The sequence below is a fragment of the Agromyces ramosus genome, from assembly GCF_030817175.1.
Taxonomy (GTDB): domain Bacteria; phylum Actinomycetota; class Actinomycetes; order Actinomycetales; family Microbacteriaceae; genus Agromyces; species Agromyces ramosus_A.
In genome coordinates this window covers 616,726-637,820 of sequence record NZ_JAUSYY010000001.1, presented here as the reverse complement: position 1 = coordinate 637,820, position 21,095 = coordinate 616,726, and the positions used below count along the sequence as shown (strand labels likewise).

Sequence of the window (21,095 nt, the reverse complement as noted above, 5' to 3'; positions counted from 1 at the left end):
CCGCGATCCCGGGCGCTCGTCGCCCCGCTGAACACGCTACCGCGAGCCGGTAGACTCGTGCGGTCAGCCTCTGTAGCTCAATGGAAGAGCAGTTCCGTCCTAAGGAAAGGGTTGGGGGTTCGAGTCCCTCCAGGGGCACCACGCACTGAGCGCCGGCATCTCGACGAGCCACGTCCTCCTCTTGCGCCCGTCGAGTCGCCTCACGGCAGCGGCTCGAGCCAGATCAACGGGATCTCGCGATCCGTCCTCCGCTGGTAGCCGGCGTAGTTCGGGTGATCCTTCGTGACCTGCGGCCACAGTTCCGACCGCTCTTCGGATCCGACCACGCGTGCCCGCATGCGCCGGGTCCCGTGTTGCGTCGTCACCTCGACGTCGGGATCCTCGAGCAGGTTGAGGTACCAGGCCGGATGCCGGTCGTCACCGCCACGCGAGGCGACGACCAGGTAGGCATCGCCGCGCTGCAACGGCGAGCTCAGCATCGTGGCGCGGCGCTTGCCACTCCGACGCCCCATGGCCGTGAGCTCGAGGATCGGCATCCTCGCCACCCACCAGCCGACTCGACCGCGCGTCACGGCCAGGAGCGCGCGATGGATCGCGTTCATCGCCTGCAGGAACGCATCGCTCGGCATGCACTCACGCTACGCCGCCGTCGCGGTGCTCGTCGGCGGGCGAGCCCCGGTCGGCTCGCGGAGCCGACCGGGAATACGCACTGTTGGTCGGGCCACGCGCAGGCGTATGGTGGCCCTGAATCCCGGGCGCCGTGTCCGGACCGAACGGGGGATGCAAATGTCCGATGCTGCACTCGATGAACTCGGCCCTGTCGACTTCGTGATCGTGGAGTTTCCTGCGGGAGAGTCCAACTTCACGGGCGAGATGGCCGAGGAACTGCTCAAACTCGTCGATGCGGGAACCATCCGCGTCATCGACGTGCTGATCCTGACGAAAGATGAGAACGGCGACATCGACGCGGTGGAGCTGGAGGACCTCGACGACCTCGGTGAACTCGCTCGCATCGAAGCCGACCTCGCCGAACTCCTCGCTGAGGAGGATGTCGTCAACCTGGCCGCAGCGATGGAACCGGGCAGCGTGGCGGGTGTGCTCGTCTACGAGAACCTCTGGGCCGCGCCGTTCGCTGCCGCGGCCCGACGAGCCGGCGGTCAGCTGATCGCCAACGGCCGGATTCCCATTCAGGCCATCATCGCCTCGCTCGAGGCTGATGGAGAACTCGAAACGGTAGGAGAGTGACATGCTGAGGCCAGCACGAATCGGACGAGTCGGCGTGGTTCGCGCGCCGGTCGCCAAGGCCGCCGTCGTCGGCGCGGCCGTCTCACCCGGGCGTAGCCCGATCGCGAGGGCCGCGGTCGTGGGCGCCGCGGTGACGCCCGGTCGTCGCCGGCGGATCTAGCGAGGCATCCGCCGCACGAGCCGTTCCCGCGGCATCCGACGAGGCGGGCGCCAGCACGGCGCCCGCCTCGTCGTCGTCGTCGTTCAGTCGACCGGCTCGAGCTTCGGGAACTTCCACGAGCCGTCGAGGATCTCGGGATGCGGCCGGTACATGCGCACGAGGTAGTTCCAGCCCTCGGTGAGGGGCAGGCAGTTCGGCAGGCTCTCGTCGCCGCCGAATCGCACCGTCACCGACCCGTCGTCGTTCTTCACGCCGTTGATGCTGTTGACGCTGTAGGCACCGAGCGCGTTCTGCTCGAAGAACCCAGCCGCGTTGTACAGGCTGACCGACCAGAAGGCGTCGACCGGCACGTCCTTGGCCGTGAGCTGATATGCGCCGACCGGCAGGTGCGGTTCTTCGGAGACGTAGAACGCCTCGGTCTCGGGCAGGCCTCCCCAGCCGGCCGCGGTTCCGAGCAGGTGCTGCTGGGGGTCGACCTCGTCCTTGTCGCCGAACATCCCGTGCGTCCCGCTGGCGAGACCCACGCGTCGCACCTCCGCGAGGATGGCCTCCCGGGTCGCGGTGAACGACGCTTCGTCGTAGTCGGGCATGACGAACGGCTCGTTCGATGCGGCGTCGATCGAGAAGCCGTCTTGGATCGCGTGCACGCGGTCGAGATCGCCGGGGTCGGTCTCGTCGAGCAGCACCCGAGCCCCGAAGGCGGCATACGGTGTGCCGATCTCGTCTGCAGTGAGGGTGTACGTGCCCGGTTCGTGGAAGATGCGCTTGATGTAGTGGTCCTCATCGATGACCATGACCGAGAGGTATCGCTCGCCCGACTCGGGCACCGTGAGCGTCACCCCCTTCGACGCGTCGACCACCGCGAGGCTGTAGAGCGTGTCGCGGTTCATGCGAATGATCGTCTGCTGGTCGATCGGCGTGGGTTCGCGGTAGTGATTCCACGTGTTCACCCCGCCGGCGGCGGCCTGCAGGCCGGCGAACATGCGATCGGTCTCCGCCCTGACGAAGTTGTCGTTCGAAACCGTGATTGCCATGCGTTCTTCCCCAGTCGTCGGCATGCCCTCACCGGCCCGCGACACGGTCGCGAGGTGAGTTGACCCTCAAGATAGCGCGCAGCCGTTCCCGGCACCAGAGCGCAGCGGGGCGACCCGGCGTGGCGTGTCAGGCCTCGAGCAGCCCCCGGATGTCATCGGCCGTGAGCGCCTCGCTGAAGAACTCGCCGTCGTCGAGGACCGACGAGACGAGCGCCGCCTTCTTCGCCTTCAGCGCCATCACCTTCTCTTCGATCGTGCCGGCGGCGACCATGCGGTAGACCATGACCGACTTCGACTGGCCGATGCGGTGCGCGCGGTCGACCGCCTGCGCCTCGCTCGCAGGATTCCACCAGGGGTCGAGGAGGAACACGTAGTCGGCCTCGGTGAGGTTCAGCCCGAACCCGCCGGCCTTCAAGCTGATGAGGAAGACCGGCGCTGCGCCGCTGCGGAAGCCGTCGATCACCTCGGCGCGTTTCGTCGTCGATCCGTCAAGGTACGCGTAGCGCACGCCCGCGGCATCGAGCCGCGCGGCGGCGAGCTGCAGGAACGAGGTGAACTGGCTGAAGACGAGCGTGCGATGTCCCTCGGCGATCACCTCCTCGAGTTGCTCGAAGAGGGCATCGAGCTTCGCCGACGGCACCGCCGAGTACTGCTCGTCGTCGATGAGCCCGGCGTGCAGGCTCAGCATGCGGAGCAGGGTCAGCGAGCGGAACACCGTGAACCGGTTGCGATCGAGGTCGTCGATGAGCCCGAGCAGCTTCTGCCGCTCGAGCTGCAGGAACGTGTCGTAGATGCGCCGGTGCTCAGGGTCGAGCTCGACGGTGAGCACCTGCTCCTGCTTCGGCGGCAGCTCGGGGGCGACCAGTTCTTTCGTGCGTCGCAGCACGAACGGTCGGATGCGCCGCCGCAGCGTCGCGAGCCGCTCGGAGTTGCGATCGAACTCGATGGGCCGGCGGTAGCGTTCCGCGAACGCGCGCGCCGACGGGAACAGCCCGGGCGCGACGATCTGCAGCAGCGCCCACAGCTCCATGAGGTTGTTCTCGACGGGGGTACCGGTCACGGCGAGACGGAACGGGGCACGGATGTCGCGTGCCGCCGCGTGCGCCTTCGAGGTCCCGTTCTTCACGAACTGGGCTTCGTCGAGCACGAGTCCCGCCCAATCGAGCGACCCGAACTCGGTGGCGTCGAGCCGGAGCACGGCGTAGCTCGTCACGATGAGATCGGCGCGGGCCGCGGCATCCGCGAGCCTCCGCCCGCTCGCCGCCCGCGTCGACGTGATGGTCTCGACGCGGAGTCCGGGCGCGAAGCGCGCCGCCTCGGTGACCCAGTTGGAGACGACCGAGGTGGGCGCGACGACGAGGAACGGCTGCCCCGTGGCATCCGCTCGCCCGATCTGATGCAGGATGAGCGCGAGCGTCTGGGCCGTCTTGCCGAGCCCCATGTCGTCAGCGAGGATGCCGCCCAGCTTGTGCTCGGCGAGGAAGGCCAGCCAGCGGAACCCCTCGAGCTGGTACGGCCGCAACTCGAGGGCGAGGCCGTCGGGCGCCGGGATGGACTCGACGCCGCCCGAATCGCGCAGGCCGGCGACGGTGGCACGCCACGTGCGTGCCGGTTCTGCTTCGTCGGCGAGGTCCTCGAACTCCGACCAGAGGCTCGTCTGGTAGCGGCTGATGCGCAGCCCGACGCTCGACTCCGTCGAGCTGCCCCACTCGCGGAGCGAGCCCGCTTCGTCGATGAGCTCGCGCAGCGGGGCGAACACCGCTTGCTTCAGCGAGAGGTAGCTGCCGTCGATGAGCAGGAGCTTCGCCCGCCCACGTGCGAGCGCGGAGAAGAGCGGCCCGAACGGCACCTGCTTGCCCTCGACGGTGACGACCACGCCGAGGTCGAACCAGTCGGTGCGATCGCTCTCGACGGTCGTCACGCTGAGCTTCGGCGTCTCGACGACCTCGCGATAGGCGGGGGCATCGCCGATCTCGTCGATGCGGACCCGTTCGATCGATCGCAGCGCCGGGAGCATGCGCGCCGCGAACTCCGCGGCCTCGAGTCCGCGGAGGAGCACGTTCGGTCGCAGGAGCGGGGCCGCGCCCGGACGAGCCGCAGGTGCACCGGCCGGGTCGTCGGCGAGGGCCGCCGCCGCCGCCGTCGCCACGGCGCGCTCGACCGCCGGGTCGTGGAACTCGCCGTTGGGGGCGTCGAGCGGGAACCGGCGCCCGCCGTCGGCCTCCCACTGCCACTCGAGCCGGAGCACGTGGTGCGGCTCGTGGTGGACCGTGGCGACGAGGGTCGCCGGCGGCAGCGCGGGGAGCGCGAAGCTCTCGTCGCGGTTCGAGATGCGCAGCGACCGGGCGAGCGTCGGGTACTGTTCGGCGACGAACGCCCTCACCTCGTCGGCGGGCACGACGACGGGTGACTCCCGCCGCACGGCCGCCCGGCCCGCGGCCGTGAGCGGGCCGCTGAGCGGCGCGAGCGTGATGGTGCCGCGCGCGAAGTCGAACGCGTAGACGCCGTGGTCGCCGATGAGCCGCACGTGATCGGTCGCATGCACGGTGCCGTCGATCGTGACCGACGGCACGAGCAGCAGGTCGCCGGCCGACTCGCCGCTCACGCGGGCGTCGAGGCCGATCTCGGCGCGGGCGGCGGCGACGGCGATCGTGGTCGTCGACGTGGTGCCGACGAGCGGGATGCCGAGCACCGGAGCCGCGTCGAGGAGCGCCCAGAGGGTTCGGCTCTCGTACTCGTCGAGCGAGATCCAGGCCGAGCCGAACTCCGCGAACGCCGAGTGGCGGGAGCCCTTGAGCAGGGAGAACTCGGCGAACCACCGTGCCTGCGCCGGCTCGAAGCCGCCCGCACGCCCCTGGAAGCCCACGTTCTGCCAGGTGAGGTTGCCCTTGATCCAGTTGCCCCGTGCACCGCGGGTCACCGGGCGCACCGCGAGGCGGTCGACGGATGCCGCCGACGCCGCCGGCTCGTCGCGCGCCGCCTGCCGTCGAGCCGTTCGGCGCGCGACGCGCTCGCGCAACTCGAACTGCAGGGCGAGCGGCTGCCGGCGCGACATGTCGGACTCGACCGGAGCGTGGGATGCCCCGCCGGCGAGCGCCGCCACCTCGGCGCGCCAGCCGACGACCCCTCCTGCACCGGCGTCGAGCAGCCGGATCGCCTCGGCGGCCTCGCGCTGCTCGCGACGGTGCAGCTCGGCGGCGGCGAGGAGCACGGCGGCGAGGTGCTTGCAGTTGCGGCCGACGGGACAGGTGCAGGTTCCGGCCAGGATCGTGACCCGCCCGGGGATGCCGAGGTCGAGGCTCACGTTCGCGCGGTAGGCGTCGGGGGCGGTGCCGCGCACCTTGGCGCTGAGGCGGAACCGGGCGGCATCCCACGCCAGCGCGTCGACGGCACCGGCGCGCTCGACCGTGCGGCCGCGGCTCAGGTTCAACGGACCCACGAACCTCGCGATCGCGAGCTCCTCGACGAGCGGGAAGGTGTCGACGGTCATCCCTCAATCGTCGCATTCTCCTGCGACACGATCGGACGCCGCACTCGTCAGGCGGCCTCGCTCGTCGTGTCGGCTGCCGCAGCCTCGGCACGGATCCGCGCGACCCTGCGATCGGCCCACCGGCCGCTCAACGGACCGATCACGAGGAGCGTCGCCCACGTGTAGCGGCCCCAGTCGGCGCCGAAGGCGTAGGCGATCGGGATCGACGCGAGGAACACCAGGGGCGTCGTGAGCGTGTCGATGAACCTGACGGCGTCGGCACGTCGGGGGAGCGGATGCCGCAGCACGCCGTCGCGACGGGCGACCGCGTACATCGCCGACTGCGCGAGCACCGCGAGGCTGATGTCGATCGCATACACGGCGACGGCGAGCGGCTCGTCGGAGGTCTCGACGTCGCTGATGCCCTGCGTCGAGAACGGGATCAGCACGACGAACGCGATCGCGACCAGGTTGGCGATGATCGTGGCGGGGGTGAGCGCGCTGAAGCCGGCGATGATGCGATGGTTGACGCGCCAGAAGACCGCGATCACCACGAAGCTGATCGCGAAGCCGAGCAGCTGCCACCCGACTCCGCTCGAGAGGAACGCGCCGAGGCTCGCCCAGTCGGCTGCAGCGGGCGGGTCGATGTTGACGACGAGCAGGGTCAGGGCGATCGCGTACACCGCGTCGAAGAACGCGACGGCGCGCGCGAACTCGACGGTGTCGCGTTCGTAGCGCCGGTCGAGGCCGGTTGCGGTGGTCACGAGAGGAGTGTGCCGCGCACTGGCGTGCGCGGGGCATCCGACTCGCCGTCAGTTCCAGTCGACCGCGTGCATCCAACCCGCGATGTACGCGCGTTCGTTCTCACCGAGGCGCACGCCGAGCTGGGGCGTGACACCCGCGTCGAGTTCGCACAGCTCGAAGATTCGGCGTACGACGATCGCCCGCAGGGGGGCGTCGACGTTCTCGAGCACTTCGCGCTTGAGCGGGCGCTCGAGCATCGGCCACCAGAGGCCGATGGGCGGGAGCGGCTGGGGGCTGCGGTGTCGCTCGCCGTGCGCGCGGTCGTCGATCACGGAGCTCATTGCGCACGCTCCTCGGACATCGCGCCGGTCTCGGGATCGCGGATGACGACCTCCTCGTCTGGGTCGGCGTCCTCCTCGGCACGCTGGTGCTGCTCGACGGCCTGGACCGCCTGGTCGGCTTCTTCCGCGCTGCGATCGGTAGGGTCGGGGTCGCTCATGGTGGTGCTCCTCGTTCGGGCCGGACCACTCCGTCGGGGTCGGCAAGTCGACCGTACGCGGGGACCGCGCACCGGGAAAGGGATTGACCCCCGAACGGGTGCGTGCTACCCGCACCCTCGAGCCGCTTCGTCGTCGATCGGCGTCGCCGGCACGGCACCCACGGGCCCGCACCCGAACTGAGTCCCGTAACGTTGCGGCTCGCCCGCTCCGACGGCAACGTGGTCCTCGAGGTAGGCGAGGTTGCCGGGTGATGCAGGCTGGCGGCCGCGACGCCGTGGGTTCGGAGTGGGTGCATCCCGACGATCCTCTCCTCGAGGCATCCGGGCCGATGGTATCGGGATGGTATCGAGACAATGTCGTCGCGGCGGAGCAAGATGGTCAGATGGACCTGCCGGTGATGCCGCCAATCGCGCCGATGCTTGCGAAATCCGTGCCGGAGATTCCCGATGTCGGGCATGTGGAGCCCAAGTGGGACGGCTTCCGCACCATTGTCTTCAAAGACGGCGAAGAGGTCGAGCTCGGCAGTCGCAACGGCCGGCCGATGACACGGTACTTCCCCGAGCTCATCGACGCGTTGCGGGAGAACCTGCCACCGCGCTGCGTCATCGACGGCGAGATCGTCATCATCGCCGACGGCCGGCTCGACTTCGACACGCTGCAGCAGCGAATCCACCCGGCCGACAGTCGCGTGCAGAAGCTCGCGCTCGAGACACCCGCCTCGTTCATCGCGTTCGACGCGCTCGCGCTCGGCGACGAGAGTCTCATGCAGCAACCGTTCGCCGAGCGTCGCCGGCAGCTCGGCGAGGCGCTCGCCGACGCCCGCGACCCCGTGTTCATCACCCCGTCGACGTCGGACCCCGCGCAGGCGAAGGCCTGGTTCACCGAGTTCGAGGGTGCAGGCCTCGACGGCGTGGTCGCCAAGCCGCTCGACGGCACCTACCAACCCGACAAGCGCACGATGTTCAAGATCAAGCACGAGCGAACCGCCGACTGCGTGATCGCCGGGTTCCGGTGGCACAAGACGGGCGACGTCGTGGGCTCCCTGCTGCTCGGCCTCTACAACGACGAAGGGCGGCTGCAGCACGTGGGCGTCGTCGCGTCGTTCCCGATGGCCCGCCGCGCGAGCCTCGTGACCGAGCTCGAACCCTACGTCGCCGACGACCTGGGCGCCCACCCCTGGGGCGAGTGGGCCGATCAGGAGGCCCACGCGCAGGGGCGCATGCCGGGCGCCGTCAGCCGCTGGAGCGCCGGCAAGAACCTCTCGTTCGTGCCGCTTCGCCCCGAGCTCGTCGTCGAAGTCGCCTACGATCACATGGAGGGCGACCGCTTCAGGCACACGACCCAGTTCCGCCGCTGGCGCCCCGACCGCGATCCGCGCACCTGCACCTACGAGCAGCTCGAGGAGCCGGTCGGCTTCGACCTCGCCGACATCCTGAACTTCAGGGCCGCTCAGTAGCGCTGCTCATGCAGAACGCGGCTCAGAGCACCGCGCGGAGTCCCGCCGAGAGTGCCGTGTGGTGCTCGAAGACGAGGTTCGTCTCGGTGAGGGCGACCGCGGGGTTCGCCGAGAGGTTCTTCAGCACGAACTGCCGAACGTGCGCACTGTCCCGCACCCGCACATGGATGAGGAAGTCTTCAGAGCCGCCGAGGAAGAAGAGCTGCGCGACCTCGGGCTGCGTGCGCAGCTCGTCGGAGATCTGTTCCATGAGATGCCTCGCCCCCGGCCGGATGCGCACGCTCACGAGGGCCTGCAACGTGAAGCCGAGCGCGACGGGGTTGATCTCCGCCGTATAGCGCACGATCACCCTGCGCTCACGCAGCGAGCGCACGCGTGCGAGGCACGTCGACGGTGAGACCCCGACGGCGCGCGCGAGGTCGACGTTGGGGATGCGCGCGTTCTCGTGCAACCGCGCGATGATCGCGCGGTCGATCTCGTCGAGCACGACCGGCTCGCTGATCTGCGGTTCATCGGTCACGGCGACCCCTCTCACCGAATTATTGCCACGGATACGGTCACCCTACCGAATTATGTGCGCCGCTCATTTTCAACAGGCGAACAACCGGCGAGAATGGGGGCATCCACCCCCACAGCATTCGGAGTCATCATGCACATCGGCGTGCCCGCTGAGATCAAGAACAACGAGTTCCGTGTCGCGATGACGCCCGCTGGCGTCCATGCCCTGGCCCAGCGCGGCCACGAGGTCGCCATCCAGGCCGGAGCCGGCATCGGGGCCGGCTACCTCGACGACGAGTACGCCGCCGCCGGGGCCACGATCGTCGCGACCGCCGCCGAGGCGTGGGCGGCCGAACTCGTGCTCAAGGTGAAGGAGCCGATCGCGGCCGAGTACGGCTTCCTCCGGCCCGACCTGACCCTCTTCACCTACCTGCACCTCGCGGCCGACCTGCCGTTGACCCGCGCCATCCTCGACTCCGGCGTGACCGCGATCGCGTACGAGACGGTACAGCTCGCCGACCGTTCGCTGCCGCTCCTCACCCCCATGAGCGAAGTCGCCGGACGGCTCGCACCGCAGGTCGGCGCCGCAGAGCTCCTCGCCTCGCGGGGAGGCCGCGGCGTGCTGCTCGCCGGGGTCCCCGGCACCTCCCCGGCCAAGGTCGTCGTCATCGGCGGCGGGGTCGCCGGCGAGCAGGCGGCCGCGACCGCGCTCGGCCTCGGCGCCGACGTGACGGTGTTCGACATCTCGCTGCCCAAGCTGCGTGAGCTCGACGCGCGCTACGAGCACCGCATCCACACGCTCGCCTCGTCGCCGTACGAGATCGCCCGCCAGCTGAAGGACGCGGACCTCGTGATCGGCGCCGTGCTCGTGCCGGGCGCCGCGGCGCCCAAGGTCGTGACCGACGAGATGGTCGCCGCGATGAAGCCGGGCAGCGTGCTCGTCGACATCGCCATCGACCAGGGCGGATGCTTCGAGGGCTCGCGTCCCACGACGCACGCCGACCCGACCTTCCGCGTGCACGACGCGATCTTCTACTGCGTCGCGAACATGCCGGGTGCGGTGCCCGCGACCTCGACGCCCGCGCTCACGAACGCGACGCTCGCCTACACGCTGCGCATCGCCGACCTCGGCTGGGAGCGCGCGCTCACCGCCGACCCCGCGCTCGCGAAGGGCCTCAACGCGACCGACGGGCGGCTCACGAACGAGGGCGTGGCGCTGGCGCACGGACTGGAGCTCCAGTCGGCGCACTGACCGCCGCGAGGGCCGCGGATCACGACAGGGTGAGGAACAGCTTCTCGAGTTCGTCGACCGTGAGGCGATCGGGCGCGCCCGATCGGCGCGCCGCGGGAGCACCGCCCCCGTCGACGAGGCAGTCCCGCAGTGCGCTCGAGATGATGGCGAAGCCGGCCTTGTCGAGCGCACTCGACACCGCAGCGAGCTGCGTGACCACCGTGCGGCAGTCGCTTCCCGCCTCGACCGCCTCGATGACCGCGTTCAGCTGGCCGCGCGCCCGCTTCAGGCGGTTGAGGATGCGCCGTTGCGCGTCATCCGTCGTCGTCACGGTCGCCGGCGTGGCGCTCATGACGCACCGCCGAGGGTGACCGGCAGCCCCGACTGGTACCACTGCAGGATGCCGCCCGAGATGTTGACCGCGTCGACGCCATTGGCCTCGAGGTACTGCGTCGCCTGCGCGCTGCGTCCGCCGACGTGGCAGATGACGTAGACCGTCGTGTCGCGGGGCACCTCGCCGAGGCGTTCGACGAGCTCGCCGAGCGGGATGTCGAGCGTGCCGTCGATGCGCGCCTGGGTCAGTTCGTGCGGCTCGCGCACATCGAGGATGACCGCGTCGTCGAGCGCGTGCACCTCTTCGGGGCTGATGGATCGCATGCGTGCTCCTTCGGTGGGTGGGGTCAGGCGGCGCGGGCGGATGCCGCGGCATCCGCCTCCCGCTCGAGCGCGCGGGCGCGCTCGCCGTCGCGCCAGGTGAGGTAGCCGCCGTCGAGGTTCCTGACATCGTGGCCGAGACGTGCGAGCAGGCGCGCGGCGGTGTGCGCACCCTGGCCCACGCGGCAGTGCACGACGATGGGTCGGCCGGCGAACTCGTGGTGGCGTTCACGCAGCTGCTCGACGGGAATCCAGGTCGCGCCGGGGATCGTGCCCTCGGCGAGCTGGCCCTCGGCGCGGACGTCGAGGAAGACGGCGCCCGCCGCGATCGCCGCGTCGAGTTCGTGCCACTGGAGCACGCGGTCCTCGCCGCTCGCGAGGTTGCGGTCGATGTAGCCGAGCAGGTTGACCGGATCCTTCGCGGCGCCGTACTGCGGGGCGTACGCGAGCTCGAGGTCGGCGAGCGACGAGGCGGTGAGCCCGGCGGCCATCGCGGTCGCGATGATGTCGAGCCGAGTGTCGACCCCGTCGCTCCCGACCGCCTGGGCGCCGAGGATGCGGTCGGTCGCCGCGTCGACGACGAGCTTCAGCGACATCGGCTGCGCGCCCGGGAAGTACCCGGCGTGCGAGAGCGGGTGGGTGTGGATGACCCGGATGTCGCGACCGCGCGCTCGTGCGACGTCCTCGGTCCAGCCGGTCTTCGCCGCCGTGCGGCCGACCACGTCGATGATCGCCGTGCCGAGTGCGGGGGCGGCGGGGGCCGGTGTTCCGGCGATGGTGTCGGCGACGGCGCGCCCGTGCCGGTTCGCGAGACCGGCGAGGGCGATGAGTCGCGGTGACCCGTCGACGAGGTCGTGCTTCTCGGCGACATCGCCGACGGCGAAGATCGAGGGGTCACTCGTGCGGTGGAACTCGTCGACCACGATGCCGCCGCCCGGCCCGAGCTCGAGTCCGGCGGCGCGGGCGAGCCCCGACTCGGGCACCACGCCCATCGCGGCGATGACGAGGTCGGCGGGCAGCACCGTGTCGTCGGAGAGCACGACTCGATCGCGCTCGACCCGCACGGCGCGCCGGCCGAGCTCGACGGCGACACCGACGGCTCGCACGTGGTCGATGAGCGGCGCGGCCATCTCGGCGTCGAGGCCGAGGAGCCCGGTTCCCGGTTGCACGATCGTCGTGGCGATGCCGCGGCGGTGCAGGTTGTCGGCCAGCTCGATGCCGACGTATCCGGCTCCGATGACGACGGCGCGGGCGCGCGCGGGGAGCCCGGCGACCGTGAGCATGATGGCGTCGAGGTCGTCGAGCGTGCGCAGGGTGTGCAGCGGAGCATCCGCCGCCACCCGCTCCGGCCGTCGTGGCGTCGCGCCGGGGGAGAGCACGAGCTCGTCGTAGCTGATGCGCTCCTCGGCGCCGCCGCGGGCAGGACGCACTGTCACGGTCTTGGCGACGGGGTCGATCGCGATCGCCTCGGTCTCGACGCGTGCGTCGATGCGGAACCGTGCCGCGAGTCGCGCCGGGTCCTGCAGGGCGAGCTCGTCACGATCGGCGATCACGCCCGACACGTGGTACGGCAGCCCGCAGTTCGCGAACGAGACGGCGCCGCTCCGCTCGAGCACGACGATCTCGCGTTCCTCGTCGAGACGACGCAGTCGCGTTGCGGCCGACATCCCGCCCGCGACGCCGCCGATGATGACGGTGACGGGATGCCGGGCCCCCGGCTGGTCGGTGGCGCGGAGGGTGGCGGGAGGCATCCGACGACGCTATCACCATACCCCTGGGGTATCGAACCGGCGGGCATGCGGCGATGCTGCCCGGATTTCACGACCTTGGGCCTTAGGGTGTCGGTGTGTGGCGGCTCGATCGGAATGATGACGAGGAGGAGATCCTCGGTCCCGAACCCGATGCCGCAGCCGACAACCTCACCCCGGATCCCATGCGACAGGACAACACCAGCCCTCACGGCCTCAGCCTCGGCGACCCCGATCTCGTGGCCGGAAACGTCGCCGAGCCGTCATGGCGACGCTGGCACGGCGAACTCGCCGCCGTCGGCGGCCGCTCGCCCCTCGTTCGCTTCGTGGACTCGCCACGCACGCGCATCGAGCTCTCGACGACGCACCCCGGCGGGCTCCCGCAGTTCATCACGGGCAAGTCGACGCTGCTCTCGAGCCTCATCCGCGACGAGCTCGCCCTGCGCAACGCCCGGCTGGCCGCCGCCGAGATCACCCAGAAGGGCATCGAGCTGCGCTCGGTGCGGGGAATCGAGTCGGTGCATCTCGCCATCGGCCTCGCCTCGTGGCGCAACGCCGGCGAAGAGTACCTCGCGCCCGTGCTCCTGCGTCCGCTCGCGATCCGCCGTTACGGCCGCGACTTCGAGCTGAAGCTCAAGGGCCAGCCGTTCCTGAACCCCGCGCTCGCCCGCGAACTGCGCGAGCAGTTCCAGATCACGCTCGATGCCGAGGCGTTCGTCGCCCTCGCGATCACGAACGGCGTGTTCAAGCCGCAGCCCGTCATCGACCGACTCCGGGGGCTGACCTCGCACCTGCCCTGGTTCCACGTCGCCCCGCGGCTCGTCGTCTCCGCCTTCGCCGAGGTCGGTCCCGCGATGGCGGCGGATGCCGCGCGGCTGGACCACCGCGCGATCGACGCGCTCGCCGGCAACAAGGCGGCGCGCGCGGCGCTCCTCGCGTCCGAGAGCGAGCGTGCTCGCCCCGTTCCGCAAGACGAGCGCCCGCCATCGACCGACACCCTGCTGCTCGACGCCGACCCCGAGCAGGAGCAGGCCGTCGCCGAGATCGAGGCCGGCACGTCCGTCGTCGTGAAGACGCTCCCGGGCACCGGGGGCACCCAGACCATCGTCAACGCGATCGGCGCGCTCGTCGCCCGCGACAAGCGCGTGCTCGTCGTCGGTTCGCGGCGCGCCAGCCTCGACGGCATCGCGCATCGCCTCGGCCAGGTGGGCCTCGGCGGAGCCGCGGTCACCACGCCGGGTCTTCGGCGCGAGCTCATCCAGTCGATCTCGCGCAACGAGAAGGTGGAGCGACCGCGCGTCGCCGACGTCGACGATGCCCTCGTGCGGCTGCGCAAGGTGCTCCTCGATTACCGCGCCGCGCTCACGCATCGCGATCCCGAACTGCACGTCTCGGTGCTCGATGCGCTCGGCGAACTCGCTCGACTCGCGCTGGCGCCCGACTCGCCGTCGACGACCGCCCGACTCGACCACCGCGCTCTCGCGGCGCTCGCGACCGGGCGCGAGCAGGTCGCGCGCGACCTCGCACGTGCGGCGGCGCTCGGCGAGTTCCGCTACGGCCCGGGCGACTCGCCCTGGTACGGCGCCTCGTTCACCTCCTCAGACGAGGCAGCCAACGCCCACCGACTCGCGAAGCGACTGAGCGCCACCGAGGTGCCGCGGCTGCTCGAACGAGGCCGCGCCCTCATCGCCCAGACGCGGCTCCGTGAGTTCGAGTCGATCGCCGAGCTCGGCGTGTTCCTCCGCTTGCTGCTCGACGTGCGCGAGACCCTCGACCGGTTCCAGCCGTCGGTGTTCGACCGGCCGCTCGGCGAGCTCATCGCCGCGACGTCGTCGCGACGCGATTCGCCCGGCATGTCGGGGCCCAACCGTCGGCGACTGCGCCGGCACGCCCTCGAGTTCGTGCGCCCCGGGGTGCACGTGAACGACCTGAACGCGGCGCTGCGGGGAATCCAGCAGCAGCGCACGCTCTGGCAGCGCTACTCCGAGGCGGGGGCGATCCCCGGCGTGCCCGTCGGCATCGACGACGTGCACGTCGCCTACCAGCACGTCGCGACCGACCTCTCCGCACTCGATGCGCCCCTCGGCGTGGTCGGCACGCCACGGCAGCTCGCGGCGCGTCCGGTGCGAGAGCTCACGACCGCCCTCGCGGGTCTCGCCGCCGAATCCGAGGTGCTCACGAACCTCCAGGAGCGCACCGCCGTGCTCGCGCGCCTGCGGGACCTCGGGCTCGACCCGCTCCTGCTCGACCTCGCCAAGCGCCACGTGCCCGAGCGCGCCGTCGCCGACGAGCTCGAGCTCGCCTGGTGGCAGTCGGTGCTCGAGACCATGCTCGCGCGCGAGAAGGCGCTGCTCGGCGCCAACACGGCCGTGCTCGACCGGCTCGAGAGCGACTTCCGCCTCGTCGACGAGGCGCACGCCTCGGCCACAGGTCCACTGCTCGCATGGCGGCTCGCCGAGAACTGGAAGGTCGCGCTCGTCGACCATCCCGAAGAGGCCGACACCCTGAAGCGGATGCTCCGCGGCGACCGGGTTCGCCCCGGCTCCCTGCAGGCCGAGACGCCGCACCTGTTCCGCGTCCTCGCGCCCATCTGGCTCGCCTCTCCATACGAGGTCGCCGCGATCGACGACTCCATCCCGTTCGACACCGTGATCCTCGTCGACGCGGGTGCGACGACGATCGCCGAGAACCTCGGCGCCATCCGCCGCGCGAAGCAGGTCGTCGCATTCGGCGACCCCGTGACGCAGACGCCGACGCTCTTCGAGACCGGGCTCGACGATGCGGAGCAGTCCAGCACCTCGTCGACCGAGCACGGCGTCGACGCCCTGCACGCCGACTCGGCGCTCGCACGGCTCGGCGAACTCCTCCCGACGCTCACCCTCACCCGCAGCTACCGGGCCGGCGGCGAGGATCTCGCCGAGCTCGTGAACCGGCGGTTCTACGCCGGCCGCATCGTCTCGCTGCCGTGGGCGGGGAGCTTCCTCGGGCACGGCAGCCTGGGTCTGCACTACGTGACCGGCAACGGCCTGCCCGACTCGGTGACCGGCACCGTCGAGTCGATCGACTCCGAGGTCGCGAAGGTCGTCGAGCTCGTCATGGATCACGCGGTGAAGCGTCCGCGCGAGTCGCTCATGGTGATCACCGCGAGCGCGAAGCACGCGGCGCGCGTGCACCAGGCGGTGCTCGCCGCCTTCGCGAAGCGCACCGACCTCTCGGACTTCATCCTGAAGGATCGCGCGGAGCCCTTCACGGTGCTCACGCTCGAGCAGTCCGTCGCGCAGAGCCGCGACCGCGTCATCTTCTCGATCGGATACGGCCGCACCCCGCACGGCCGGCTGCTCTCGAGCTTCGGCTCGCTCGGCGAGCCGGGCGGCGACCGCCTCCTCGCGGTCGGCATGACCCGTGCTCGTCGTTCGATGGACATCGTCTCCGCGTTCCGGCCCGACGACATCGACGAGCAGCGGCAGAGCCACGGCGTCCTCGCCCTCGCGAACGTGCTCACCCAGACCGAGGAGCGCGCCGCGGATTCCGGTGAGGGCGAGCCCAGCGCCTCGATGCTGCACGACCTGGCGGCGCGTCTCGAGCGGCGGGGCATCCGGGTCAGCGTCGGCCATCGCGGACGACTCGCGCTCGCCGCCGCGCACGCCGGCAAGGCGGTCGTCGTCGAGACCGATGACGCGCTCGCCGGCCTCAGCCTCCGCGAGTCGCTGCGTCTCCGGCCCGACGTGCTGCGCCGGCTCGGCTGGCACTACCTGCGGGTGCACAGCTTCGAACTGTTCGGCAACCCCGACGCGGTCGCGGCGCGCGTGGCGAGCCTGCTCGGCCGGCCCGAGGTCACCAAGCCGGCGGATGCCGCGGCCGCGAGCTGATGGCCGAAGAACCGCGTCAGCGCGTCGAGCGGGCCGCGGGGCGGGCGCGTCGCGCGAAGCTGACCCCCGCGCCCGGATCCGACCCGTCGCCCGAAGCGCCCGTCGAGCACCCCGGCGATGCGCCTGCGCCGAAGCGCAGGCCGGCGTCATCCGACGACGAACGCCTCACGCGCGACCGGCCGCCGCACTGGAAGCAGACCTAGACGTCGGTGCGCCGGCGTCCCGAGGCCGCGCCCTGCTCGGCGAGCAGGTCGCGGATCTGGGTGAGGAGCTCGGCCTCGGTCAGCGGCTCGTCGGTCGGCACGCCGGCGGCGGCCTTCGCAGCCTGGTGCTCGCGGAACGTGTTCATCGGGAAGACGAAGACGAAGTAGACGACGACGGCCACCGCGAGGAACGTGATGATCGCGCCGAGCACGGCGCCGAACCTGAAGTCCGCTTCGCCGACCGTCACGATCATCGCCTCGTCGAGGCTCTGCGCGTTGAAGACGAGGCCGATGAGCGGGTTGATGAGCCCGTCGACGATCGCGTTGACGACCGCGGTGAACGCGGCGCCGATGACCACCGCGACCGCGAGGTCGATCACGTTGCCGCGCGTGATGAAGTCCCGGAATCCCTTGAGCATCGGCTCTCCCTCGTTCCGCCGCACTCGCAGCGGGTCTAGGCCACGCTAGCCGAGGACGCGCCGCCGGCCGAAGTCGAGGAGCCGGAGCCGGAGGAGCCCGACCCCGACGAGCCGGAGCCGGACGAGCCCGAGTCGGACGAGCCCGACGAGCCGGAGGACGAGGACCCGGACTTGCCGGAACCGCCGTCGGCAGCCCGCGAGTCGGTGCGGTAGAACCCGGTGCCGTTGAAGGTCACCCCGATCGTGTTGAAGAGCTTGCGCAGCTTGCCGCCGCACAGGTCGCAGACCGACAGCGCGTCGTCGGTGAACGCCTGGTGGATGTCGAAGGCGTTGTCGCACTCGGTGCAACGGTAGGAATACGTGGGCATGACTCTCCGATTGGGGGTTCCGGCGGGTGCCGGTCAGAACGCGAGAATGCGCGTGGGCGTCACGACTCCGTTGACCGGCTGGTCGTGCACCTCACGCGGGACGCGCTCGACGAACTCGCTGTCGTAGACGACGGCGTACACCGGAGGACATTTTCCCATCGAACCGAGGGTCTTGTCGAAATAGCCTCGTCCCCACCCGAGCCGCATGCCCGTGACGTCGACCGCGGCGGCCGGCACGATGATGAGGTCGACGTCGTTGATCGCCATCGGTCCGAGGAGCTCGCCGGCCGCTTCGGGCACCCCGTGCAGGCCGAGCGTCTCGAGTTCCTCTTCGCCGACGGTCCAGTCGAGCAGCCCGTCTTCACGGGTGATCGGGAACAGGACGCGGATGCCCCTGGCCTCGGCCCAGTTCACGAAGGGGCGCGTGTTCGGCTCGGTCGGCATCGAGAGGTAGCACGAGATCGATTCCGCCCCGGTGGAGCCGATGAGTTCCTCGAGGCGCGCGGTGAAGCCCTCGGTCGCGTGCTCGCGTTCGTGCGCCGGCATGTTCTGGCGGCGTTCGCGGAGCTCGGCGCGCAGCACGCGCTTCTGGACGTCCGGATCGTCGGGCATGGCACACATCCTAGGCCGACCCGTGCCCGTCGCCTCTGCGCGGGCCGGGGCATCCGGTTACGCTGAACGGCATGACTGATCGCATCACGAAGGCCGTCATCCCGGCCGCAGGCCTCGGCACACGGTTCCTCCCCGCCACCAAGGCCATGCCGAAAGAGATGCTCCCGGTCGTCGACAAGCCGGCCATCCAGTATGTCGTCGAAGAGGCCGTGCACGCGGGGCTCACCGACGTGCTCATGATCACGGGCCGCAACAAGAACGCCCTCGAGAACCACTTCGACCGGGTCGCCGAGCTCGAGGCGACGCTCGAGCGCAAGGGCGACACCGCGAAGCTCGAGACCGTCAACGAGTCGACCGATCTCGCCGACGTGCACTACGTGCGCCAGGGCGACCCGCTCGGGCTCGGCCATGCGGTGCTCCGTGCCAAGATGCACGTCGGTCGCGCGGCCTTCGCGGTGCTCCTCGGCGACGACATCATCGACGCCCGCGACGAACTGCTCGGCCGCATGCTCGTGGAGCAGGGCAAGCGGGATGCCTCGATCATCGCGCTCCTCGAGGTGGACCCCGAGAACATGCACCTGTACGGCGCGGCCGAGGTCGAAGTCACCGACGACCCCGACGTCGTGCGCGTCACGGGCCTCGTCGAGAAGCCCGCACCCGGCACCGCATCCTCGAACTATGCGGTGATCGGACGCTACGTGCTCAAGCCCGAGGTGTTCGACGTGCTCGAGCACACCGAGCCGGGCAAGGGCGGCGAGATCCAGCTCACCGACGCACTCATGGAGATGGCCGGCGACGTCGAGGGAACCGGCGGCGTCTACGGCGTGGTGTTCCGAGGACGACGGTACGACACGGGTGACAAGCTCGACTACATCAAGGCGGTCATCCAGCTCGCCGCCGATCGCGACGATCTCGGCCCCGAGCTGCGCCCGTGGCTGGTCAAGTACGCGTCGGGACTCGATACAGTCTGAGCATGCCCGCAGCCGCCCTGCCGACCCTCCGTGACGGCGATGTCACGCTTCGGCCCATCCGCGCTCGCGACGCGAAGCCGCTCGAACGCGTGCTGCTCGCCAATCGGAGCTGGCTGCGCCAGTGGGAGGCGACCTATCCGGGCGGCGGGTCCTTCATCGACACCCGGTCGAGCATCCGCAACCTCCTGGCGCATGCACGCTCGGGCAACGCGCTCCCGTTCGTGATCGAGCACGACGGCCGTCTCGTCGGGCAGCTGAACGTCTCGTCGATCACCTTCGGGTCGCTCTCGTCGGCGACCATCGGCTACTGGGTGGCGCAGGACGTGGCCGGGCGCGGCATCACCCCCACGGCGGTCGGGCTCGCGACCGACCACTGCTTCGAGGTGCTGCACCTGCACCGCATGGAGATCTGCATCCGCCCGGAGAACGCCCCGTCACTTCGAGTCGTCGAGAAGCTCGGGTTCCGCTACGAGGGCCTGCGGCGCCGCTTCATCCACATCAACGGCGAATGGCGCGATCACTTCGCGTTCGCCCTCGTCGCCGAGGAGGTTCCCCACGGAGTGCTCCAGCGCTGGCGCGACGGCCGGGTCCCGGACGGCGCGGCGCGGGTGAACGCCGACGACCTCGAGGCCGCCACGCACCCGCTGCCGCTCGCCGATCGCTGATCACGGGCGCGCCGCGCGGGGCCATTCGTCCGCCGTGACCTAGCGTTGTCCCATGGACGTGATCGGCGGGGGACTGCTCGTGGCCGTCGCCGCCCTGCTCTGGATCGCGTACCTGCTCCCGAGCTGGCTGCGACGCCGCCAGTATCTCGCGACCGAACGCAACGCGGTGCGGCTCCAGCAGACCCTGCGGATCCTCGCCGAGACCGCCGAGACGCCCGAGGCCGTGCGCGTCGAGGCGACCGCTCGCGAGGTCGCGGTGCAGCAGCGCATCCTGCACGAGCACGAGGAGACCGCCCGGCTCGAGGCCGAGGCCGCCGAGCACCTCGCGATCGCCGAGCGCCGGGCCGCGGAGGAGGCGGCTCACGCAGCCCGAGCGCGCGCCGCCGAGGCGCTCGCCGCGCACGAGCCCGTGACCGAGCCCATCCCCACGATCGCGCCGGCCGCCCACACGGTCACGGCGACCGACGCCGAGGGGTTCCGACGCTCGAAGCTTCGCGCGCTGCGACGCAAGCGGGCGCTCACCTCGCTCGTGCTGCTGGTCTCCCTGATCACGGTGATCGCCGGGCTCATCGCCGCCGTCTTCGGCGCGTCGCTCCTCGTCCCCGCCGGGGGTGCGATCGGGGTGATCGCCGCCGTCGGCATGCTCGCCCGGCTGGCGAAGGTGCGGGTTCCGCCCGCCGCGGTCGAGGCGCAGGCTGCGCGCGAATCGGCGCCGTTCGAGCCCATCGAGCTCGCCGAGGAGTCCACGGCCGAACCCGGCTGGATCCCGCAGCCGTTGCCGCGTCCGCTGCACCTCTCGCGGGGCACGATCGCCGCCATGGCGATGGCCTCGATCGAGGCGGCCGCCGAGCTGAAGCGCGTCGAGACGGGCGAGGAGGTCGCCCGTCGGGCGTCGGCACTCGACGCCGACGTTCCCTCGATCGCCCCGGCGGCGCGCGTGCCGGCCGAGCGTGAGGCTGCTCCGCGACGCCCCGTGGCCCGCACGGCCGAGCCCGCGAGCCCGTATGCGCGCATGGGCATCGTCGATGACGCGCGACCGGCATTCGGCGACCTCGACGCCGTGCTCCGCCGCCGCCGCGAAGTGGGCTGAGGGCCCCAGCCCTGGTCCGAATCACCCCGTGCGGGATGATAGGCTCTTTCTCGCTCGGGCCCATGGCGCAGTTGGTAGCGCGTCTCGTTCGCAATGAGAAGGTCGGGGGTTCGAATCCCCCTGGGTCCACCGAATGGTCGTTGTTCCACACTCGTGAAT

The 21,095-nt window shown here is 70.8% G+C and carries 22 protein-coding genes and 2 tRNA genes; 11 read left to right on the top strand and 13 right to left on the bottom strand.

Features of this window, described 5'->3' with window-relative positions; genetic code table 11:
- The first annotated feature begins 66 nt into the window (after positions 1 to 66).
- Positions 67 to 141 (top strand) — tRNA-Arg (locus QFZ26_RS03065).
- A gap of 59 nt (positions 142 to 200) precedes the next feature.
- Here the strand turns inward: QFZ26_RS03065 and QFZ26_RS03060 are convergent.
- Positions 201 to 629, bottom strand: a complete 429-nt coding sequence (locus tag QFZ26_RS03060; protein WP_307039140.1) for a nitroreductase/quinone reductase family protein — start codon at positions 627 to 629, stop codon at positions 201 to 203.
- Between QFZ26_RS03060 and QFZ26_RS03055 the strand changes: the two genes are divergently transcribed.
- A complete protein-coding gene (locus tag QFZ26_RS03055; protein ID WP_307039138.1) occupies positions 628 to 1,245 on the top strand; it encodes a DUF6325 family protein in 618 nt (205 codons plus the stop codon). The genes QFZ26_RS03060 and QFZ26_RS03055 overlap by 2 nt on opposite strands.
- A 1-nt stretch (position 1,246) precedes the next feature.
- A complete protein-coding gene (locus tag QFZ26_RS03050; protein ID WP_307039136.1) occupies positions 1,247 to 1,405 on the top strand; it encodes a hypothetical protein in 159 nt (52 codons plus the stop codon).
- A gap of 83 nt (positions 1,406 to 1,488) precedes the next feature.
- On the opposite strand, the gene QFZ26_RS03045 is transcribed toward QFZ26_RS03050, so the two are convergent.
- The 5 genes from QFZ26_RS03045 to QFZ26_RS03025 all read right to left on the bottom strand — a co-directional run bounded on the left by QFZ26_RS03045 (position 1,489) and on the right by QFZ26_RS03025 (position 7,151).
- On the bottom strand, positions 1,489 to 2,439 hold the full coding sequence (locus tag QFZ26_RS03045; protein ID WP_307039134.1) for a DUF1214 domain-containing protein: 951 nt from the start codon (positions 2,437 to 2,439) through the stop codon (positions 1,489 to 1,491).
- A gap of 127 nt (positions 2,440 to 2,566) precedes the next feature.
- Positions 2,567 to 5,929, bottom strand: a complete 3,363-nt coding sequence (locus QFZ26_RS03040; protein WP_307039132.1) for a DEAD/DEAH box helicase — start codon at positions 5,927 to 5,929, stop codon at positions 2,567 to 2,569.
- Positions 5,930 to 5,976: 47 nt separating this feature from the next.
- Positions 5,977 to 6,672: a TMEM175 family protein gene (locus tag QFZ26_RS03035; protein ID WP_307039130.1), complete on the bottom strand. Its 696-nt coding sequence runs from the start codon at positions 6,670 to 6,672 to the stop codon at positions 5,977 to 5,979.
- A gap of 48 nt (positions 6,673 to 6,720) precedes the next feature.
- Positions 6,721 to 6,993 carry a hypothetical protein gene (locus tag QFZ26_RS03030; protein WP_307039128.1) on the bottom strand — a complete coding sequence of 91 codons (273 nt, stop codon included), beginning with the start codon at positions 6,991 to 6,993 and terminating at the stop codon, positions 6,721 to 6,723.
- On the bottom strand, positions 6,990 to 7,151 hold the full coding sequence (locus QFZ26_RS03025; RefSeq protein WP_307039125.1) for a hypothetical protein: 162 nt from the start codon (positions 7,149 to 7,151) through the stop codon (positions 6,990 to 6,992). The genes QFZ26_RS03030 and QFZ26_RS03025 overlap by 4 nt, the downstream gene beginning before the upstream one ends.
- Positions 7,152 to 7,534: 383 nt before the next feature.
- On the opposite strand from QFZ26_RS03025, the gene QFZ26_RS03020 reads away from it, so the two are divergent.
- Positions 7,535 to 8,608: an ATP-dependent DNA ligase gene (locus tag QFZ26_RS03020; RefSeq protein ID WP_307039123.1), complete on the top strand. Its 1,074-nt coding sequence runs from the start codon at positions 7,535 to 7,537 to the stop codon at positions 8,606 to 8,608.
- Between the two features lie 22 nt (positions 8,609 to 8,630).
- Here the strand turns inward: QFZ26_RS03020 and QFZ26_RS03015 are convergent, their stop codons facing one another.
- Entirely contained in the window at positions 8,631 to 9,128 is a 498-nt protein-coding gene (locus QFZ26_RS03015; protein ID WP_307039121.1) for an Lrp/AsnC family transcriptional regulator, read from the bottom strand.
- Positions 9,129 to 9,257: 129 nt separating this feature from the next.
- On the opposite strand from QFZ26_RS03015, the gene ald reads away from it, so the two are divergent.
- Positions 9,258 to 10,358, top strand: coding sequence for an alanine dehydrogenase (gene ald / locus QFZ26_RS03010; RefSeq protein WP_307039118.1), 1,101 nt, complete (start codon positions 9,258 to 9,260; stop codon positions 10,356 to 10,358).
- Positions 10,359 to 10,377: 19 nt separating this feature from the next.
- On the opposite strand, the gene QFZ26_RS03005 is transcribed toward ald, so the two are convergent.
- From QFZ26_RS03005 to QFZ26_RS02995, 3 genes are read right to left on the bottom strand one after another with little or no spacing between them, the layout of a single operon-like run.
- A complete protein-coding gene (locus tag QFZ26_RS03005; protein ID WP_307039116.1) occupies positions 10,378 to 10,689 on the bottom strand; it encodes a metal-sensitive transcriptional regulator in 312 nt (103 codons plus the stop codon).
- Positions 10,686 to 10,994, bottom strand: coding sequence for a rhodanese-like domain-containing protein (locus QFZ26_RS03000; protein WP_307039114.1), 309 nt, complete (start codon positions 10,992 to 10,994; stop codon positions 10,686 to 10,688). Before QFZ26_RS03000 ends, QFZ26_RS03005 begins: the two co-directional genes overlap by 4 nt.
- 23 nt (positions 10,995 to 11,017) lie before the next feature.
- Positions 11,018 to 12,742, bottom strand: a complete 1,725-nt coding sequence (locus QFZ26_RS02995; RefSeq protein WP_307039111.1) for an FAD-dependent oxidoreductase — start codon at positions 12,740 to 12,742, stop codon at positions 11,018 to 11,020.
- Positions 12,743 to 12,837: 95 nt separating this feature from the next.
- On the opposite strand from QFZ26_RS02995, the gene QFZ26_RS02990 reads away from it, so the two are divergent.
- Both QFZ26_RS02990 and QFZ26_RS02985 read left to right on the top strand, forming a co-directional pair.
- A complete protein-coding gene (locus QFZ26_RS02990; RefSeq protein WP_373460672.1) occupies positions 12,838 to 16,608 on the top strand; it encodes an AAA family ATPase in 3,771 nt (1,256 codons plus the stop codon).
- The gene (locus QFZ26_RS02985) at positions 16,608 to 16,811 is read left to right on the top strand and encodes a hypothetical protein (RefSeq protein WP_307039109.1); all 204 of its coding nucleotides are present in this window, start codon (positions 16,608 to 16,610) and stop codon (positions 16,809 to 16,811) included. The genes QFZ26_RS02990 and QFZ26_RS02985 overlap by 1 nt, the downstream gene beginning before the upstream one ends.
- Here QFZ26_RS02985 and mscL read toward each other — a convergent pair.
- Genes mscL through QFZ26_RS02970 form a run of 3 tightly spaced genes read right to left on the bottom strand, consistent with a single transcriptional unit; the run spans position 16,808 to position 18,210 of the window.
- A complete protein-coding gene (mscL, locus tag QFZ26_RS02980) occupies positions 16,808 to 17,230 on the bottom strand; it encodes a large conductance mechanosensitive channel protein MscL (protein ID WP_307039107.1) in 423 nt (140 codons plus the stop codon). The genes QFZ26_RS02985 and mscL overlap by 4 nt on opposite strands.
- Positions 17,231 to 17,265: 35 nt before the next feature.
- Complete coding sequence (locus QFZ26_RS02975; protein ID WP_307039105.1) at positions 17,266 to 17,598, bottom strand: FmdB family zinc ribbon protein; 333 nt, start codon at positions 17,596 to 17,598, stop codon at positions 17,266 to 17,268.
- Between the two features lie 33 nt (positions 17,599 to 17,631).
- Entirely contained in the window at positions 17,632 to 18,210 is a 579-nt protein-coding gene (locus tag QFZ26_RS02970) for a 5-formyltetrahydrofolate cyclo-ligase (protein ID WP_307039103.1), read from the bottom strand.
- Between the two features lie 71 nt (positions 18,211 to 18,281).
- On the opposite strand from QFZ26_RS02970, the gene QFZ26_RS02965 reads away from it, so the two are divergent.
- The 4 genes from QFZ26_RS02965 (at position 18,282) to QFZ26_RS02950 (ending at position 21,065) form a co-directional block, all read left to right on the top strand.
- Positions 18,282 to 19,181: a UTP--glucose-1-phosphate uridylyltransferase gene (locus QFZ26_RS02965; RefSeq protein WP_307039101.1), complete on the top strand. Its 900-nt coding sequence runs from the start codon at positions 18,282 to 18,284 to the stop codon at positions 19,179 to 19,181.
- A 2-nt stretch (positions 19,182 to 19,183) separates the two neighbouring features.
- Positions 19,184 to 19,846, top strand: a complete 663-nt coding sequence (locus QFZ26_RS02960) for a GNAT family N-acetyltransferase (protein WP_307039099.1) — start codon at positions 19,184 to 19,186, stop codon at positions 19,844 to 19,846.
- A gap of 52 nt (positions 19,847 to 19,898) precedes the next feature.
- Complete coding sequence (locus QFZ26_RS02955) at positions 19,899 to 20,936, top strand: hypothetical protein (protein WP_307039097.1); 1,038 nt, start codon at positions 19,899 to 19,901, stop codon at positions 20,934 to 20,936.
- Between the two features lie 56 nt (positions 20,937 to 20,992).
- Positions 20,993 to 21,065: transfer RNA gene (locus tag QFZ26_RS02950), tRNA-Ala, on the top strand.
- Positions 21,066 to 21,095 lie beyond the last annotated feature (30 nt).